We start from the raw sequence: 19,231 nt of genomic DNA, 5'->3' as shown, positions 1-19,231 counted from the left end.
GCAACTAAGCCGGATTCTTGCTTTAAATCATAAAAAATGATGCCGTTTTTCCATCTGCGCCTTCCTTGATGAGATCATTTCCAGGCACCCAATCCCTTTTGCGGAAATCGGAGATCCCCCTACAACCGCTCTAAGAAAAAGCAATGAAAAATTCGGGATTCCGAAGTCCTGAAAAAGAAGTCAGACCTCTAGGAGCATTTGCTCAATTGTCGAAAAACAGAAGTTCCCGTCGAATGAAAGCCTTTACTTTTCTGAAAAAGCAGCTATAGTAGAGTTCGGTGGCTATACAAAGGCATATGTATAGCGCGAAAACTTAAGCAAAAAGGGGATACTCGAGTGAACGTATTCAAAAAAGCGTCTGTCGTATCAACAGCACTTGCACTGACCATCGGTGGATTTTCCGCATCAACTGGTGTACTGGCTGCACCGGGGAACGGAGCAAAAGGCAACACCGATCAGGTGAAAATCGAAAAGCCGGTCACAGGCAAAGAAGTGTCACTCCGCATTCTGGGCACATCCGATCTTCACACGAATTTTGTGAACTACAACTACTACCAAGATAAAATTGATAATAGCCTCGGCTTGGCTAAAACCGGCGTTCTGATTGAACAGGCACGCGCGGAAAGTGCAAACTCCCTGCTATTCGATAACGGCGACTTGATCCAAGGCACACCGTTTGGCAGCTACAAAGTGACGGAAGACCCGATTGAAGAAAACGAATTACACCCGGCTTTCGCTGCGCTCGAATCACTCGACTTCGATGCAACAACGCTCGGTAACCATGAGTTCAACTTCGGGCTGGATTACCTTGAAAATGCGTTGGAAGAAGCGCCATTCCCGGTACTGAACGCAAACGTCTACGATGCAGAAACAAAAGAAAATAAATTCACGCCATACGTCGTGGAAGACCGGGTCGTGAAAGATGCGAAAGGCCGTGAACATACGATTCAGGTCGGCGTGATCGGTGTCGTGGCACCGCAGATCATGAAGTGGGATAAGATCAACCTTGAAGGAAAAGTCATCGCGGAAGACGCTGTGCAAACCGTCGAGAAATTCCTTCCGGAAGTGAAAGCGGCTGGCGCTGATGTCGTTGTCGTTCTTTCGCATTCCGGTATGGGCGATGAAGAACACGTAGTCGGCGAAGAAAACATCACGTACCAGCTCACTGAATTGGAAGGCGTTGATGCAGTCATCACTGGGCACAATCATGTGACGTTCCCGGGCAGCTACGGTGATCTCGAAGGCGTGAATATGGAAGAAGGCACGATCAACGGCACACCGGTCGTTATGCCAGGTAAATTCGGCAGCCACCTCGGTGTCATCGACCTTCACCTGAAGCAGCTCGGCGGCAAATGGCAAGTGATCGACGGGGACGCTGAACTCCGGTCGATTAAAGACTTGCCGGCTGATGTTGTAGATCAAGGCGTCATTGATTCCGTCCAGGAAACACATCAAGCAACAATCAATTACGTCAACACACCGATCGGTGAAACAACTGCACCGATTACAAGCTACTTCTCGCAAGTACAGGATGATCCATCCATCCAGCTCGTGAATACAGCGCAGAAATGGTATGTGGAGAAAAACTATCAAGGTGAATTCACAGACCTTCCAGTGCTTTCCGCAGCCGCACCATTTAAAGCGGGCGGACGTTACGGGGCGGAATACTATACGAATATCCCGGCTGGCACAATCGCCATCAAGAACGTAGCGGATCTATATGTCTTTGACAATACGATCTTCGGTCTTGTTCTGACTGGTGAAGGTGTGAAAGAATGGCTCGAAATGTCTGCAGGCCAGTTCAACCAGGTGAATGCATCTGCTGCAACTGAGCAGGACATCATCAACCCGGATTTCCGGTCATATAACTTCGATGTGATTGATGGCGTGGAATACGACATCGATATCACGGAACCGGCGAAATACGATGGCGACGGCAAACTGATCAATGCAGATGCCAACCGGATCGTCAACCTGACATACAATGGGGAGCCAATCGATCCGAACCAGCAGTTCTTTGTCGTAACGAATAACTACCGCGCAAGCGGCAACTTCCCAGGCGTGCGTGACGCCATCGCGCAAGTCGATTTCGCTTACGAAAACCGACTCGCAATCATGGATTATCTCGTGGAAAACCCAGTCATTGACCCATCCGCTGATGGCAACTGGGAACTCGCGTCGACAGTCGCTGATGCTGAACTGACATTCCTGTCCAGCCCATCCGCTCAGCCATTCGCATTGGAAGATGATAATATCTCCTTCATCGAACTGGCTACTGACGGACTTGCAAAATACGGCATCGATATCAAATAAGTTAAAACGGCAACGCCTGGCAAATGGATGACCCATTTGCCAGGCGTTTTTTGAATGCATGAAAAAAGCCAGTCCCAAATGGGGCCGGCTTCTTCTTTAAATTAATTTACAGATTCTTCAATGCTGACGAGTTCACTGTAAACAGTCCCGTCTGTATCCACTTCTTTCACAAGACCGAATCCTTTTACGTAGTAATATTTGATCCCGTCTTCAGTGACTTCCACTGCGTGATCAAATGTGCCATATGGGGTTGTAACCTGCACATCTGTATTCGTGTAGGTGCCAGTGTAGTCCACGTCCCAGTATGTATAGGTAAAGGATGAACCGGCTTTGACCGGATATTTGATGACGAGATAGCTGTCATCATATGGATCGCTGTGTGCGAGACCGGCTTTGGTTTCATGCTCATAGTAAGGGAAGATACTTCCATCAGCGAATTCTGAAATCCAGGCAAAGCCGACTGGCTCGTCTACGCTGAATGGCTCTGAAAAAGCAAATGTTTCAGAAACGAGTTCACCGTCATAGGAATACGTATAAGTTTTGCTTAAATCCCGAAGGAATGTATTCGGATTGCTTGCCCGCACTTCATTTTTGAATCCAGGCTCGACCGTGCGTGCCAGGAAAGCGGAGAACTGGCCGCGTGTAATTTCGGTTTTAGGACGGAAGGTTCCATCCGGATAGCCGTTTGTGACCAAGTTCGCTTCCAGGCTGGAAACAGCTTCGGAAAGCTCTGCAGTAGTCTGGGTGTCTGCGAAAGCGGACGGGATTGCCGACTGTAAATCGAAAGCCCGGTCAAGAACCAATGCCATTTGGCCACGGGTCAGGACACTTTTCGGTCTGAATGTTCCATCGGGGAATCCATTAATGACACCAGCTTCTTCAAGTTGGGCGATATAAGGGCTTGCTTCACTGCCGGCAGCGACATCCTTGAAGCCGGATGTGGCTTGTGTAGTCGGGAGTTCCAGTAAACGACCGAGCATGATGGCGGTCTGTTCGCGGGTAACCTGGTTGGAAAGACGGATCGATCCATCGGGGAAACCTTTAATGACGCCGGCATTGATCAAATAAGAAGCTTCATCGTAAAATGGGTGATTTTGCTCAAGGTCAGTGCTTGCTTGTACACCAGATGAAGCAGAAACAATAAGGCCAACGGAAAGAAGAGATGTAACTGTCTTTTTCAATGAAATTCCTCCTGGAATATGGGTATGATAGGATTGTAATCCATCCGCTGAAAAAAAGCACTAACTATTTTTTTAAAATTAAAGGTATTTTTTTACTAGTCCAACCGGCGGTCTTAACTTAATATGGTGTGAAAATAAAACGTGAAGTTACATACTTTATGACTAATGGATTTACAGATCAAAAGGACTTTAGGGCATTAAGTTCATTTCTTTACAAACTCTTAAGAAAACGCTTCCAATTTCCTTGTATAATAGAGCTATGTGCCAACGATTCAAGAAGCCGGCAACTGTCTGACGCTTAGTCAATTGGCGATCTAGATGAACCCATTAGGAGGAATCATGAGTGAGCAATAAAAAGTGGAAGAAGACGATGAAGTTTGTTTTAGCTGCAGGTCTGGCCGGCAGTGTGATCGTACCGACTGCGGGAACTGCGGTGTTTGCGGAAGCGGATGCGACCGACCTGATTTTCTCGGAATACATTGAAGGAAGTTCGAATAACAAAGCGTTGGAATTATACAATGGCACAAGCGCTGATATCGATTTAAGCCAATATACACTCGAACTTTACTCGAACGGCGGGTTAACGCCTTCCCGAACCGAAAAGCTTTCCGGCACGTTATCGCATAACAATACATTCATTGTTTATAATAGCCAGGCAGTGGCAGCAATCACAAGTATCGGTGATTTGGCATCCGGGGTAGCAAGTTTCAACGGCAATGATACCGTTGTTCTGAAAAAAGGCGATGCGATTATCGATTCGTTCGGCCAGCTCGGGAACGCAGCGGATTTCGCGGCCAATATTACTCTCGTCCGCAATGAATCCATAGAAGCGGGCGACATGGATCCGACTGATGCATTTGATACGACTGCCGAATATTCAGCTTCTCCACAAGACACTTTTTCTAATCTCGGCGCGCACACAATGGACGGCACAACGACAGGACCGGTTGAGCCGGACCCGGAGACACCGCTTGAAACGGTTTCCATCGCCGATGCCCGCGCCGCTGAACTCGGCACCATCGTCCAAGTGGAAGCGATCGTCACGACGGCTTCCGGCCAATGGGGCGGTGATGGCTTCTACCTGCAGGATGCAACGGGTGGGGTTTACGTTTATCCGGATTCAGCCGATGTGGCGCCTGGCGATAAAGTGATCGTATCAGGTCCGCTTGATGAATACCGGGGCGAATTCCAGATTGAAGCGACAGAAGTTGAAGTCGTCTCATCAGGTAACGAGCTGCCATCAGTCCAGACCGTCAGTCCTTCAGGAATCAATGAAGAAACGCAGGGTGAGCGCGTACTCGTAGAGAACGTCACCATCTCGAACCTGACAGAAGTCAATAGTTACGGAACGTTCGAATTCACAGCAGCGGCGGAAAATGGCGAGGAAGTCCTGGTCCGCAACGATAACCGAAATGGTCTCCTCTATGAGGACTTTGCCGCGCGCTACAGTGAAGGCGACCTGATCCATGTATCCGGAATCGCTTCCGAATTCAATGGTACATATCAGCTGAAGACGCTCGGTTTTGAAAGCTTTGAGCTGGTCAATAAACCCGCGGTCTTCCCGGATATCTATCCAGGCACGGTAGCGGTCGGAACGGAAATCATTTTGCAGTCCGGCTGGGAAGATGCGACGATTTATTACACAACGGACGGCACAACACCGACGACCGCCAGCACAGAATACACAGGTCCGATCACGCTGACGGAAGACGTGACGATCAAAGCGATTGCGGTCAGCGCGGAAACATCCGAAGTGTTCACGTACGACTACGCGGTCATCAAGACAGAAGATCTGCAGATCAGCGACATTCAAGGGGAGCGCCACTTCTCGAAATACGCGGGCGTGACCGTCAATGACATAGAAGGCGTCGTGACATATGTCGACGGCAGCAATTTCTATATCCAAGACATCACACCGGATGATAACCCGGCGACTTCTGAAGGAATCGTCGTCTACAGCCGGAACCACGGCCTCGCGCCTGGAGACCTTGTTTCATTGGACGGCACAGTCACTGAATACTTCGGCGATGGCTACAGTGAGAAGTTTGAGACGGATCTTCCGGTCACCGAATTGACGGACGTTACCGTCACAAAAATTGGCACAGCTCCGGTGCCGGAAGCGCTTGTGCTTGGTGAGGATATCATCCCGCCGTACGAAATCATAGACAATGATAATTTGACGGAATTCGAACCGGCGGAAGACGGCATTGACTTCTGGGAATCGCTTGAAGGCATGCTCGTAGCAGTGCCGAATCCGCAAATCATCGGGCCGCAGAAATACGGCGAGCTGTGGGTCGTGTCTGATCTTTATCCGGAAAAGAACTTTCACAAGCAGGAAGGCCTCCTGATCTCGGAAAACGACTACAACCCGGAAAAAGTGAAGATCAACATCGACGATGAAGACTATATTGCAAAAGCGGGCGACTACCTCGATGGCACAGTTACTGGACCGGTTTCCTATGGCTATAGCAACTATCAAATCCTAGCGACTTCCGAGAGCCTGCCTGAACTGATTGATGGCGGCGTGACACCGGAAGAAACATGGATTGTGCCGGAAGAAGATGAACTGACGATCGCTTCATACAACGTCGAAAACTTCTCGGCCGACCCGAGTCACACATCTGATGCGAAAGCGCAGCGCGTGGCGGAGTCTTTCGTGAATGACTTGAATTCACCGGATATCATCACGCTCGTTGAAGTTCAGGACAACGACGGTCCGATCAGATCCGGAACTTCCGCGGCGGATGAAAGCTATGAACGCATCATTGCGGAAATCGTGGCAGCGGGCGGTCCCGAATACGAATTCGTGAACATCGATCCGGAGTACAACCAGGACGGCGGACAGCCGGGCGGTAACATCCGCGTCGGTTTCCTCTACAATCCGGAACGGGTGACGTTGAATGACACAGGAGCAGTCGGCGACTTTGATGACGCCAACTACTGGACAGAAGACGGTGACCTGGCGCTGAACCCGGGTCGCATCGCACCGGACGAGGCACCGAACACTCGGAAAGCGATCGCTGCGGAATTCACGTTCCAAGGTGAAGAAATCGTCGTCATCGGCGCGCACTTGAACTCGAAAGGAGGAGACGAGCCGTTATTCGGTGACAACCAACCGCCGTATCTTGGTTCGGAAGAAGAACGGATCCGACTCGCCCAATCGATCAATGACTTCATTGAAGCGGGGCTTGCAGCAGACCCTGATCTGAATGTTGTGGTTGCAGGGGATATTAACGACTTTGAATTCTCAGAGCCGCTTGAAGTATTGGCGGGTGATATTCTCGTAAATAAAGTTGAAGATGTGCCGCTCGAAGACCGCTTCTCGTACTTTTATCAGGGCAACTCGCAAGTGCTCGACCACATTCTCGTAACAGACAACCTGGCTGAACAGACAGACATCGATATGGTCCATATCAACGCGATGTTCATGGAAGAACATGGCCGCGCATCCGACCATGATCCATTGCTCATCCAGATCGATTTTGAAGAAGAAGTCATTCCGGGCGAACAGCATGCAGAACCGGACTTCTCCGGTGAACAGGCGGTTGTCGTTACAGGCGAATTCGATGAAGAAGGAAATCTCAACATCCACTTCAGTGAAGACGTTGTTACGGAACTGCTCGTGAGCGGCAAGAATCTCTTCGTCGACACACCGACAGCCGAGCTCACACTGACGGCTGAACAAATCGCGCAAATTGCTGAAGCTGCCGGCGGTGAATTCACCCTCGAAATTGGTGTGGGCAGCGAAGAGACTGTCGACAACCGCCCGGCCATCGCTGACCAAATCGACTTCGGTCTCCTCGGAGCGGAAGGCGACGAACTGGCACTGACATTCGGTTCAGCAGCCACCATCACATTCGATACCAAATCCAATGTGAAAATCCAGTTCGGTTCATTCCTTGCCGACAACGGCAAATGGAAAATCTTCCAAGGCGAACAAGGTGACGGCACATTCACCATTAGCGTCAACAAACTCGGCACATACACCGTCGTATCAAATAAAGGCCAATTGAAGAAATAAGGAACAAAGAGAGCCATCCTCCGGGGTGGCTTTTCTGTTTTTATGTTCAGCTAGTGTAACTCATACGCAAACTCGTGTAACTCGCGCCCGATCTTGTGTAACTCGTGAACTATCATGTGTAACTCATGAACTATCATGTGTAACTCGCAGCCGACCTTGTGGAACTCACGTCACTTGCCACCTATTTGGGCATCTGTTCTTTATTGATTAGCTGTGATAAGCGTCTCTGTTGAAATTCCGCAAAGTTTTGCAGTGAAAAATCAACATTACCCTTTAACAGAGCCTATACAGCGGGTAATCGGTAAAATATGTAAAAAACTAAACGTAATAAAGGGGGAATTGAAACTAAAGTAATTTAGAAACGACGACTCAAGTAGAGGGGCAATTCAATGGCAGAAAGCTTCACTGTTCGGCGGAACTTCTGGTGTAGGAGGAATGTAGGCATGAAGAGATTAATGTTAAGTTTAACTATTCTTTCACTCTATTTATTTGGATGCACAGCAAACGAGGAGAATGTTGAACCCGTTGAGCCTGTTGGGGAATCTATTGAATCAAACCTTTTCTCGCTTACAGTTACTGCGCCTTCTTCGTCGGTGCAAGCGGGGGAGGACTTTGAGGTCACTGGCACGCTGAAATACAATGGAGAAAAGCCGATTGAATTAGGTCACGCCCAACCTCCTATTCTATTATCCATTGACGAGCAAGGAGGGGGACAAGAGGATATGATAGTGGAAACCGAAATGAGTCCAGGAGAGGAGCTCGTTATAAAGTCAACGTTTAATTTAACGGAACAGGGAACTTATTCGCTAAGAGGAGCAACAACCACGCTTACAGTTGACGGAGAATACATTGAGGGAGCAGGATATGAAGAACTTATGGACGAGGCGCCAGCCAAATTCCATAGTCACGTGAAAAGCGTGTTAGCAATCGAACCTGTTCAAATAACAGTAGAATAAGAATCTGTAACTCTCGATATCAAGTAGTATAAAGCTTCAAGCAACACAGCCTGTGCTGGGTAATTTGCCAATTGTTATTTCTTTGCAATGCGACCGTATTAAGACAAAATGCCTTCCGATTCGGAAGGCATTTTTGACGTTTCAGTAGCTCTCAAGATAAACAGGGGGGCAGCACACCCACTGGTGCATCAAATAAAGAATAAAAGCAAAGAACAAATAGTTAGTAGCAGAAAAGCCATCCGCCGGGGTGGCTTTTCTGCTTTTATATTCAACTTGTGTAATTCACAAGCTAACTTGTGTAACTCGTGCTCGATCTTGTGTAATTCACAGCCAATCTTGTATAACTCGCAACGTAACTTGTGTAACTCACTTAATTTCCATCCCAAAAAGCCATCCGCATTGTCACGGATGGCCCTCATTTTCTTCGATAAACACGTTTGGATGTGTTGCCTTCAGCGATATAGCCCATTTTTCTTAACAAATAGCTGGCAGCAAAGCGGTCCTTCAAGCCCAAATACACCTGACATTCCCGCACGCTGATCACCGGCTGCTTGAAATCAAACCAGTCATCCAGCGCCCTTTTGAATCCATCGCTGAATGCCACATCACACGCCGTGCAATGATGCATCCGCTCACTGACGCGCACGGCAACACGTCCGCACCCACTGCACCGCACACCGGCCAGCACATCCGCGGCCGAATAGCCGATACGCTTCTGAAAATCGATGACTTTATCCCGCAATTGCCGTTGCAAAAGCGCGGCACCGGCTTTCGGTACGTCACCAGCCTGCAACCACTCCTTCCCGCGAGGCAACCCGGCAATCCAGCGCCCAAGCGCTTTCGCATAAATCACAGGAACACCGCCCGTATCGCCGCGCATGAGAGTTTTCGTATGCGGCAGCACAACCGCACCGATCACCGGCAGCGGAATCGCGAGCTCCCGGAACACATGCGACAATTCTTCCATTTCAATCTGTAATTGCACAATCGGCGAATCGAAGCCTTGCCGCTCGCCGGTCTTATGCTTCTCACGTTCCATCCGGCGCCCTTCATCCGAGAAATGAAGGATGCCCGTATAATTCTTGATCTCCAGGACAACAGCAAAATGGGGAAATAGGAGTAGGGTATCGATCTGACAGGGGGCAATCGTAAGAAAATATAAATCACGGACAATCACAGGTTGCCTATACAACCGAACCTGCCTGAGCACGTCATCGACATAGGATTCGCCGCCGAAACCCGCTTTCGTCTGATAAAGTTGCTCAGGAATTGCCGTCTGTGCGGCATGCGCCGTGGGGAGCCGGTGCTGCAGCCGCGGAAGTGCCTCCAATGGCACCGGGGGCGTGCGGTCCTTAATGATCATGCGCTCACCCCTCGGGTTCAGTATAGCGCACCTGTTTCCGGACGGTAATATAATTATAGTAACCGGTCATTAATTCTTTCTGCTAATAAATTCTCTTAATGAAATATAAGACAAAAAACCTACTAGCGAGACAGCGCAAGCAACCATCACAACTCAAAAAGCCAATAAGAGAAGTTGCATTGCCTTCAGTATCAACCATTCCGTTTTAGACAGAAGTATTCATTTATAATTAATTCTAAAATATCAGTATATTTAACAATGTGTAGGTGTTATCATTTCTATGTATAATGAACCTGTAATTGCACCTGTAGTATACATTTTTGCATATATTTTAAGTAAAAAGAACTAATAAAGCGAGGTGGCAATAGCTATGCCGAAAGCGATTAAAGAGTTCTATTACATATTAATATGCATAACAGCTGCGATAGCAGTAATCTATTTCTTCGCCACACCGGCCGCCCCAGTATCATTTCTGTATACCGGCATTGTAATCGGAGGAATCGGCGCAGTTTTCTCACTGGCGCTTCTTCAATTCACGGAAACGCGGGAAACGGAGTATCTCTATTTCGTGCTGCTCGGAGCGGTACTCTTATATGTTGCGTTCACCCCCGATGCTATCTTCTGGATGGGCGGGGCGGCAGGGATAATCGCGATTTTCCTGGCAGAGGGGTTTCTGAATGCACGCCGTCATTACCCGTCGACGGAATGGCTAATCCAGAGTTTGCTCGCTGTGAATATCGCAATGGTGATTGTGCCGTTTGCTTCAATAGAAGCGGCAGAGGTGGCTGTGCCCATTGCGCTTGCTGTGACAACCCTTATGTTGATCTTCATTTCGATGGCCATTCAGCTTAAAAAATTAGCATACATACGCTTTTTCCTGGCTGGTTTACTTTTACTCGGGATAAGCCCGCTGATCGATCCATTATTGATTCCGCTCGGGATATTGCTGCTGGCAATCGCGATTGAAGAAAAAACGCAGATGAAACGGGATCTCCGGGAGGAATGGACGCATAAGGAGACAGAACGTCAGCAGCATTTGATGGATGAACTCAAGCGGACCAATGAACACCAGGAAGAGTTGCTGGCTCTCTTATCGCAGAATCTCCAGACGCCGATTCATGGGATCGTCAGCATTGCAGAGTCATTGCGGCAAGTGACGGCCACCATGCCGTCATCCGGCATGTCCGACCAATTGGGCGACATTATCTCAAGCGGGCACCGCATGTCCGATATGATCAACGAGCTCCGGAATTCCCGGGAAATTAAATTGAGCGGCCTGGATCTGAACTTCCGGCCGGTCAGAGTGCAGGCGGCAGCGGACGGTGTGATTGTGGCGACAAAACCTTTTATCAAGAATCCCCAAGTCAGGCTGCTGAATACGGTACCTGCAGATCTGCCATCTGCCCTGGCCGATTTCGACAGATTGCATCAAGTGCTGTTGCTGCTGACGAATCGGCTTGTCCGCAGAGCGGTGACGGGGCAAATTGAGATTTCGGCAAAGCTGGATCACGGAAGGATTACTGTCATCATCTGCGGTACGCTGGAATCGACGGAACCGATAAGAGCGGAAGGGCCGGACTGTTCGGTTGTCCGGCAATTGATTGAACTGCACGGCAGTGAACTGGAAATGGAATCGGGCCCCGGCCCGGTCACTTGTTACCGGTTCTCCCTTCCGGCCGCCGAAGAAGTGGCATCCCTTCCTTCCCGGCGCATCCGAAGAAGGCAGAATAAGCAGCTGCGAATGATGCTTGCGCTGAATGACAGGACAGCTGCAGAAACTCTCAGTCAGCGTGCTGTAAAAGAAAATTTTATCACATCCATTGTACCGACCGGAAAAGAATTGCTCCTTTCACTGGAGGGGCAGCAGCCTAACATCATAATCCTGGATCAGGAACTGCCGGATACGACAGCAATAGCGCTTTGCAAGATTATCCGTCAGCAATTCTCGATCATCGAACTCCCGGTGCTGATCGTTGCTGTTGGGGCGGGATCCGATACAATCAGAGAAGCACTTAAAGCAGGGGCGAATAATTGCCTTCAGTACCGGCCGGATCCGGAAGAACTGCTTCTCTGGACCATGCCGCTCACGAACATCAGGAAGGAAACAGGGGAACTGGAAGAGACGAAATTCGTTCTGGAGCAGCGGGTGAAGGAGCGGACAATGGCACTGGAAATCGCGCATATGAACTTGCTGACGCTCAATGAAGAAATGCAGGAAGTGGAAAAATCGCGCAATGAAATGCTGTCGGCTATCTCGCATGAGCTCGGTACACCGATTACGCTCATCCACTCCTACATCCAGGCAACACAAGCGGGGCTCATCGGCCAAGGGGATCAGCGCTATCTCGATATGATCCACAGCAAACTCGTCCTGCTCGAACGACTGACGGAAGATCTGACCGATTTATCGACATACCGGTCCGGTCATATGTCGCTCCATTTTGAATCCTTGAATATCCGGGAATGGCTCGGCAAGCTGACGGATGAATTGCGGGCGGATATTGAACAGAGTGGCCGGCTATTCTGTTTTGATGGGCTCACCGGTGAAGTGGGAGGGCTAACGCTGTCAGGTGACAAAGAACGGCTCGGACAAGTATTTTCCAACATTATCTGGAATGCCGTCAAACACACGGATGCCGATAACGGGGAGATCACGCTTTCCGCGGTAGTCCGGACGGATAGCCGAACCGGCGCCATACTGGAAAATACAGCGTCAGACGGCGAACTCATCATCACCATCAAAGATAACGGACCCGGCATTCCGCCGGAAGTGCTGCCACATATATTCGACCGTTATTTTAAAGGGAACAAAACATCAGTCAAAAAAGGAAGCGGTCTCGGTCTCGCGATCGCAAAGGAAATCGTATCATCCCACCAAGGAGAAATCAGGGCAGAAAGCAAACTCGGTCGTGGAAGCTGCTTTACAATTGCATTGCCACTGGAAATGGAAGCGCAAAGAGGGGGGAATGAACATGGAACCTGTAAAAGTGCTGATTGCCGAAGATGAAGTTGGCATCCGTGAATTGATGCAGCTGTTTCTTGAGAAGAAGGGATACCAGGTCATTTTAGCGGAAGACGGATATGAGGCGATGGACTTTCTTGCGAAAGAACAGCCGGACCTGATGCTGCTGGATATTGAGATGCCTGGTCTCAGTGGCTTGGAAGTATGTGAAAAGATCCGTCTTCATGCCAAATTGCCGATTTTATTTGTCAGTTACCGAAAGGAGCTGGCTTATAAGATTCAGGGGCTTGAAGTGGGAGGGGACGATTATATCACGAAGCCTTTTGACTTCAATGAACTAGAAGCTCGAATCCGAGCGATTCTTCGACGGAAGGGTTGGCTTGCTGGAGAAACAGATGCTCTATCCATGCTTCACTTCGGTGATTTCACACTCAATATTGACGCCAAAGAACTTTTATGTGAGGGCGAACCAGTCCGGTTGTTCAGTAAGGAATTCCAACTTCTCCTCCTGCTTGCACAAAATCCGAATCGGGTCTGGACAGCCGAGCAATTATATGATCGGGTATGGGGTTGTCTTTCAGAAGGTGATGTACAAACAGTCAAGGTGCATATTAGTAACCTAAGGCGCAAAGTAGAGCGGAATCCAACAAAGCCTACTTATATCCAGACCGTTCGAGGATTTGGATATAAGTTTGTTATCTAATTTAAAATTAAGGGGGGACTATTATATGAGGATTTTGCATATCTTGAGTAGTGACCGGTTATCAGGAGCGGAAAACGTAGCAGCAGATATATGTATGATGTTTGAAGGGGAACATGAATCAGCATATTGTTCACCGGATGGGACGATCCGGGAAGCGCTCGGGAACAGAAATATCCAATTCGTTCCGTTGCAAAAAGTAACTCCTACAGAAGTTAGAAAAGCGATCCAGCAGTTTGAACCGGATTTAATTCATGCGCATGATATTAGAGCAACGACGGTAGCAGCGTTCGTTTCTGGAAAAATACCGGTGATTTCACACTTGCATGGCAATGGAGAGGAGATGCGAAGGGTAAGTCCTAAATCTGTCGCATATCTATTATCAGTTAAAAAAGTGAAAAAAATCATTACTGTATCAGAGAGTATTGCACAAGAATATAAATTCGGGACTTTTATCCAAGGACGGAATACTTTCATGAGAAACATCATATATGTACCGAGAGTTCATAAATTGGTGCAACGGGATTCAAATGACTATGCGTTTGACTTTGTCTATCTTGGCAGATTATCTTATCCTAAAAATCCTACTCGAATTGCTGAGGTAGCAGCCAGTGTGCTGCAAGACCTACCGGAGGCTACTTTCGGGGTTATCGGGGATGGGGAATTAAAGGAAGATATGGTTCGGGTATTTGAGAGTAGAGGGGTGCGGGATCGAGTAGTGTTCACCGGAAACTTGCCTTATCCATATAAAGCATTAAAACAGGCGAAATGCATGTTAATGTGTTCCCGCTTTGAAGGTACGCCGATTGCGGCTCTTGAGGCATTAGCGCTGGGTGTGCCTATTGTTAGCACATCTGTCGACGGTATGGTTGATATGGTGGATGATAGAGTAACCGGTTATTTGAGGCAGGAAAACAAGGGATTGATAGAAGCGGTGAAATCCTTGCTGACTGATCCAAACCTACAGAAAAAAATGAAAGAGGCAAGTGTTATGAAGTTTGAACGGTTGAATAATGAAGGTGGTTATAGAAGTGAACTAAACCATATTTATACTCAAGCTCAGTCAAAAAAGCGGAAAATTAAATAACTGAATTAAAAGTATTAAGATTAGGTCATTTGATTTTTAGAATCAAATGGCCTAATATTTTTTTATTTTTAATTTAAATTAATATTTTAACTTACTTTTAACCTATTAACTTTACTATGAATACCAGTGATGACACGAGAAAGGTAAAAAACAAAAAGGAGGATTGAAAAGATTTTTATAACGGAACTTTCGATTTAACAAACAAAAATAAACGAGGTGACTGAAAGTGGGTAATGCAATCGATTTAAAGCGTTTCCTGGAAGTTGTCAAAAAGCGCATGCCATTGATTTTGGCTTCATCACTGTTAATGGTCTTGATAGCTGGAATTGTCAGTTATAAAGTTCTGACACCGACATATGAAGCAACAACACAGCTCTTAGTAAATCAAACTTCATCTTCCGAACAGGGATTCACTGCAGCAGACATTGAAGCCAACGTTCAATTGATCAGTACGTACAATATTATTATTAAAAGTCCGGCGATCCTTTCACAAGTCATTGACGAACTAGGATTGGAAGAAACGACAGAAACATTGACAGAGCGCATTGAAGTCAGCAGTGTAGAAGGTTCTCAGGTTGTAATGATTAATGTGCAGGATAAAAGTATGGGAACAGCAGTGGATATTGCAAACGCAACAGCCACAATATTCCAGCGGGAGATTCAGAATCTAATGAATGCAGATAATGTAAATATTCTTTCGCCTGCTAATATCCCGGCAGAACCGATTCCAGTTAAACCTAATCCGCTCGTTAATATGACAATCGGTGCCATTATGGGCCTCTTGCTGGGAACAGGAGCTGCAGTCATGCTTGATCAGCTTAATACAACAGTGCGGACAGAAGACAATGCAGAAGAGATGGGGCTGATTGTTCTGGGGGTTGTGAGTCCGATTCCGAAATATAAAACGATGAATAACATTGGAGAGGAGCAGGATCCATATGCGTAATAAACTGCCATCGATTTACCAGACAGCAAGAAAAATGGCCGTACATACTGATCCCAGATCAGTTGTGGCTGAGCAATATCGCAGCATCAGAACAAATATTAATTTTGCTAGAACAGAAGCAAAGATAAAAACAATCCTTGTTACTTCGGCATTAAAGGAAGAGGGGAAATCGACAACGGCTTGTAATATGGCTATAGCATTCACGGAAGAGGGCAAAAAAGTATTGTTAGTCGATGCTGACATGCGGCGTCCCACCGTTCATTTCACTTTTCTCCAAAATGGGAAGGTGGGGCTTTCCAGCTTGTTTATGGGAACAGCGACAATTAGTGAAGCGATCAGCGAAACCCGTATTGCAGGGTTGGATGTACTGCCTTGTGGTCCGTTGCCGTCCAACCCGGCAGAGTTACTTGGCTCTTCCCGGATGGATCAGTTGATCGAGGAACTCAAGAAGCAGTATGATGTTGTGCTTTTTGATTCACCACCGCTCTTATCGGTGACTGATTCAAGAATCTTGGCGAACAAATGCGATGGTACCATCTTGGTTGTCCGCGCGGGGATATCAGAACAAGTAACGACAGCAAGGGCACGCGACTCTCTTCACTCATCAAAAGGAAATCTGCTAGGCGTTGTCCTGAATAACTATCGGCTCAGCAAAGACCGGGTCTACGGTCATTAACAGGTTATTACTTAGATCTTGGATATTGCGAATTCATAAGTGAATGACTGCCCTGATTGGAGGTACAGCAAGTGCGAGAACTGCAAATGAAAATCTACTGGAATTCACCGGTTTTTGTTCAGAATATATTGACCAACCTGGAAGGATACCGCAAAAACAAAGTGCGGTTCGGACCAATTTATTACCGCCATTTAAAAGCCTTGGAACAGCGTGACTATATGAATAAGGAAACGACGAAAAGTTACCAGGAAGAGGAAATGAGAAAGTTACTCCGTCACGCAGTCAACCATAGCCCTTTCTATAAAAAGTTTTATGAAGGAATCAATATCAAAACGATTCAGTCCGTCAGCGATCTTCCGAAGCTGCCGGTACTAACGAAGGAAATTCTCCGTAATAATGCAGATGAAATTTATACGGTATCTGAAGAGAATTCGGTTATTTCTATGACAAGCGGAACAACTGGAATTCCGCTTAAATTCTTAAACACGAAAGAAAACTTTCAACAGCGGATGGCCCACTTGGATTTTTTTAAAAAGCAGCATGGAGTAATTGGACTTGAAATGAAGCGTGCTTCATTCAGTCCTCAAAAGTTTATTCCGAAAGGGCAAAAAAAGACATTTTGGCGGGATAATGCAACTGCAAAACAGCGTCTCTATTCCACTTATTACTGTAATGAACAGACAGCGGAAAAATTCGCGGAGAATTTGAATCACTACAAGCCTGATTTTTTGGATGGCCTTCCATCGTCAATATATGAGATTGCCCGCTGGATCAATAAAAACAATATTCAATTGAAGTTCAGACCGATAGCGATCTTTCCAACTTCTGAAACACTATATCCGCATTATCGGACAGAAATAGAACGTGCATTCAAATGTCCTGTCAGAGATCAATATAGCTCGTCGGAGGGATCGCCTTTTATCACCGAGTGTACACAGGGGAACCTGCACTACCATACAGATACTGGCGTAATTGAGGTAACGGAAGACGGGGACATGCTAGTCACATGTTTTTTTACATATGGCACGCCGTTGATCCGTTACCGGATTGGAGATGCAGTGAAATTGAGCGATAGCCAGCAGACATGTGCGTGTGGATCTGCTTTTCCATTAGTGGACTGGATTCAGGGACGCTCAAATGATTTCGTCCAGTCGAAAAGTGGGCGGAGATTTAATTTCCTTCACCTATCGACCACCAGCCCCGCTTTAGTGGCGGCTGTGGATAAAATGCAATTCATCCAGCATAAGCCTGGCAGGTTAATAGCTCTCATGGAGGCGCACGAGAACAACAGGGATGCGGCAACTGCTGTAATGAGAGAAAAACTTGATTACACCTTCGAAGGAGATATGGATATTGAAATTCAGTTTACCGATCGGATACCGGTACCAGAGAACAGCAAGTTCCGGTTAATAATCAATCATTCAGCCTCCTAAAAACAGCACTAAGCTAATGTAAGAGAATAATCTCCGATTTAGCCGAGAACGAGGTTGAGAGCATGGAGAAAACAGTAATATCAATGATGATTGTCATCGTGATGACTAAAGTACTTGGCTTTACGAGAGATATCATTCTGGCATATTTCTACGGAGCTTCAAATATATCTGATGCCTATCTGATTTCAATGACGATTCCTTCCGTCTTTTTTGCGATTGTGGCACTCGGAATCCATACCAGCTTCATCCCTGTCTATACAAGATTGCGAGAAAACGAGGGAGAACGAGCCGCAGCACTGTTTACTTCAAATCTAACCAATATTGTTCTCCTTTTCACAGTGCTCATGACGGTAATTCTGATGCTGTTTCCAACAGTGGCGGTTCAGTTGTTTGCGTCAGGATTCGATGAAGAAACGAGGCAATTGGCCATCACGTTCACGCGGATTTCAGCAATTGGCATGATGTTTACTGCACTGATCTTCATTTCTCAAGGTCTTCTGGAGGTACATGGCCGATATACTCTCTCGTCATTAAGCGGCTTGCCATTGAACATCCTGACCATACTGTTCATTTACCTCAGTGTTGAGTATCATCTGTATCTTTTAGCAGTCGGGACACTCGTAGCGCTAGCAGGTCAGTTTTTGTTTTTTGGTCCCGCTCTATGGAAAATCGGCTACCGGCATAAATGGAAAATTTCTCTAAAAGAGAAAAGCATCCGTAATATTTTCTATATGGCCATGCCAGTAGTGATCGGTGTATCGGTCAATCAATTGAATGTCCTTGTAGACCGGACACTTGCCTCCAGAATCATTGAAGGCGGAATATCAGCGATCGCTTACACAGATAGAGTTGTTTACTTTATCCAAGGTATTTTCATCACAGCGCTTGTGACGGTCATGTTTCCAAAGATCACAAAACTGGCGGCCAGAAAAAATATGCAGCAGCTGAAAGAAATTGTAGGAAAAGTGATTTCAGCGGCAATGTTGCTTGTAATTCCGTCAACGATCGGCATGATGCTCTTTTCAAAAGAGATTATTGCACTATTGTTCGGCAGAGGAGCTTTTGGTGAAGCTGAAGTAGCAATGACTGGAGGGGTACTGTTCTTTTACTCTCTAGGACTGTTAGGTTACGGCTTGCGAGAAGTGCTTACAAAGGTTTTTTACTCTCTCGAAGACACAAAGACGCCTATGATCAATGCGACATGTACAGTTGTTTTGAATATTGGGTTAAATCTGGTGTTATCCAAAACAATGGGAATCAACGGTTTGGCACTGGCAACAAGTATTTCTGCTTTAACGAGTATCGTCCTTTTATATGCCGCTCTTGTCCGGAAAATCGGTACGTTACATACAAAGGATACAGTGGCCGATCTGTGGAAGGCGCTACTTGCTTCTGGAATTATGGGGATAGCGGCGAAAGGAATGTATGAAGCAGCGGGAGAAATTACGCCGGGAATCATTGCGTTAGGTATCGGGATTTTAACCGGAGTCCTGGTCTATGGCGGAGTATTGTGGCTGCTTCGGCAGAATGATGTGATTCGATATCAAATGCGGATATGGACGATTGCGAAGAAGTGAAAAGAAAACCGAAAAT

At 47.0% G+C, this 19,231-nt stretch carries 12 protein-coding genes; 10 read left to right on the top strand and 2 right to left on the bottom strand.

Features of this window, described 5'->3' with window-relative positions:
* Nucleotides 1–336: 336 nt before the first annotated feature.
* Complete coding sequence (locus B0X71_RS14745) at nt 337–2,313, top strand: bifunctional 2',3'-cyclic-nucleotide 2'-phosphodiesterase/3'-nucleotidase (RefSeq protein ID WP_232336708.1); 1,977 nt, start codon at nt 337–339, stop codon at nt 2,311–2,313.
* 101 nt (nt 2,314–2,414) lie between these two features.
* Here the strand turns inward: B0X71_RS14745 and B0X71_RS14740 are convergent, their stop codons facing one another.
* On the bottom strand, nt 2,415–3,494 hold the full coding sequence (locus tag B0X71_RS14740; RefSeq protein ID WP_077590133.1) for an S-layer homology domain-containing protein: 1,080 nt from the start codon (nt 3,492–3,494) through the stop codon (nt 2,415–2,417).
* A gap of 343 nt (nt 3,495–3,837) precedes the next feature.
* On the opposite strand from B0X71_RS14740, the gene B0X71_RS14735 reads away from it, so the two are divergent.
* Together B0X71_RS14735 and B0X71_RS14730 are read left to right on the top strand one after the other, a co-directional pair.
* Nucleotides 3,838–7,515, top strand: a complete 3,678-nt coding sequence (locus B0X71_RS14735) for a DUF8508 domain-containing protein (protein WP_077590132.1) — start codon at nt 3,838–3,840, stop codon at nt 7,513–7,515.
* Between the two features lie 443 nt (nt 7,516–7,958).
* Nucleotides 7,959–8,471: a hypothetical protein gene (locus B0X71_RS14730; protein WP_077590131.1), complete on the top strand. Its 513-nt coding sequence runs from the start codon at nt 7,959–7,961 to the stop codon at nt 8,469–8,471.
* A gap of 415 nt (nt 8,472–8,886) precedes the next feature.
* On the opposite strand, the gene B0X71_RS14720 is transcribed toward B0X71_RS14730, so the two are convergent.
* Entirely contained in the window at nt 8,887–9,834 is a 948-nt protein-coding gene (locus B0X71_RS14720) for a nuclease-related domain-containing protein (RefSeq protein ID WP_077590129.1), read from the bottom strand.
* A 370-nt stretch (nt 9,835–10,204) separates the two neighbouring features.
* Between B0X71_RS14720 and B0X71_RS14715 the strand changes: the two genes are divergently transcribed.
* From B0X71_RS14715 to murJ, 7 genes are all read left to right on the top strand, one after another.
* A complete protein-coding gene (locus tag B0X71_RS14715; RefSeq protein ID WP_077590128.1) occupies nt 10,205–12,841 on the top strand; it encodes an ATP-binding protein in 2,637 nt (878 codons plus the stop codon).
* Nucleotides 12,807–13,499 (top strand): response regulator transcription factor, encoded by a 693-nt coding sequence (locus B0X71_RS14710; protein ID WP_077590127.1) that lies wholly within the window; start codon nt 12,807–12,809, stop codon nt 13,497–13,499. Before B0X71_RS14715 ends, B0X71_RS14710 begins: the two co-directional genes overlap by 35 nt.
* Nucleotides 13,500–13,524: 25 nt before the next feature.
* On the top strand, nt 13,525–14,583 hold the full coding sequence (locus B0X71_RS14705) for a glycosyltransferase (protein WP_077590126.1): 1,059 nt from the start codon (nt 13,525–13,527) through the stop codon (nt 14,581–14,583).
* Between the two features lie 226 nt (nt 14,584–14,809).
* Entirely contained in the window at nt 14,810–15,529 is a 720-nt protein-coding gene (locus B0X71_RS14700; protein ID WP_077590125.1) for a YveK family protein, read from the top strand.
* Complete coding sequence (locus B0X71_RS14695; protein ID WP_077590124.1) at nt 15,522–16,205, top strand: CpsD/CapB family tyrosine-protein kinase; 684 nt, start codon at nt 15,522–15,524, stop codon at nt 16,203–16,205. Before B0X71_RS14700 ends, B0X71_RS14695 begins: the two co-directional genes overlap by 8 nt.
* Nucleotides 16,206–16,276: 71 nt before the next feature.
* Entirely contained in the window at nt 16,277–17,638 is a 1,362-nt protein-coding gene (locus B0X71_RS14690) for a phenylacetate--CoA ligase family protein (protein WP_077590123.1), read from the top strand.
* Between the two features lie 62 nt (nt 17,639–17,700).
* Nucleotides 17,701–19,215, top strand: coding sequence for a murein biosynthesis integral membrane protein MurJ (gene murJ, locus B0X71_RS14685; RefSeq protein ID WP_077590122.1), 1,515 nt, complete (start codon nt 17,701–17,703; stop codon nt 19,213–19,215).
* Nucleotides 19,216–19,231 lie beyond the last annotated feature (16 nt).

This window comes from Planococcus lenghuensis (assembly GCF_001999905.1).
Classification (GTDB): domain Bacteria; phylum Bacillota; class Bacilli; order Bacillales_A; family Planococcaceae; genus Indiicoccus; species Indiicoccus lenghuensis.
The sequence above is the reverse complement of the archived record's forward strand: the minus strand, read 5'-3'. Positions and strand labels throughout refer to the sequence as shown.

What these genes read in the sequence shown, in the direction of transcription:
- B0X71_RS14730 (WP_077590131.1), top strand. Translation starts at nt 7,959, where the DNA reads ATGAAGAGATTAATGTTAAGTTTAACTATTCTTTCACTCTATTTATTT.
- B0X71_RS14710 (WP_077590127.1), top strand. Translation starts at nt 12,807, where the DNA reads ATGGAACCTGTAAAAGTGCTGATTGCCGAAGATGAAGTTGGCATCCGT.
- B0X71_RS14715 (WP_077590128.1), top strand. Translation starts at nt 10,205, where the DNA reads ATGCCGAAAGCGATTAAAGAGTTCTATTACATATTAATATGCATAACA.
- B0X71_RS14705 (WP_077590126.1), top strand. Translation starts at nt 13,525, where the DNA reads ATGAGGATTTTGCATATCTTGAGTAGTGACCGGTTATCAGGAGCGGAA.
- B0X71_RS14720 (WP_077590129.1), bottom strand. Translation starts at nt 9,834, where the DNA reads ATGATCATTAAGGACCGCACGCCCCCGGTGCCATTGGAGGCACTTCCG.
- murJ (WP_077590122.1), top strand. Translation starts at nt 17,701, where the DNA reads ATGGAGAAAACAGTAATATCAATGATGATTGTCATCGTGATGACTAAA.
- B0X71_RS14695 (WP_077590124.1), top strand. Translation starts at nt 15,522, where the DNA reads ATGCGTAATAAACTGCCATCGATTTACCAGACAGCAAGAAAAATGGCC.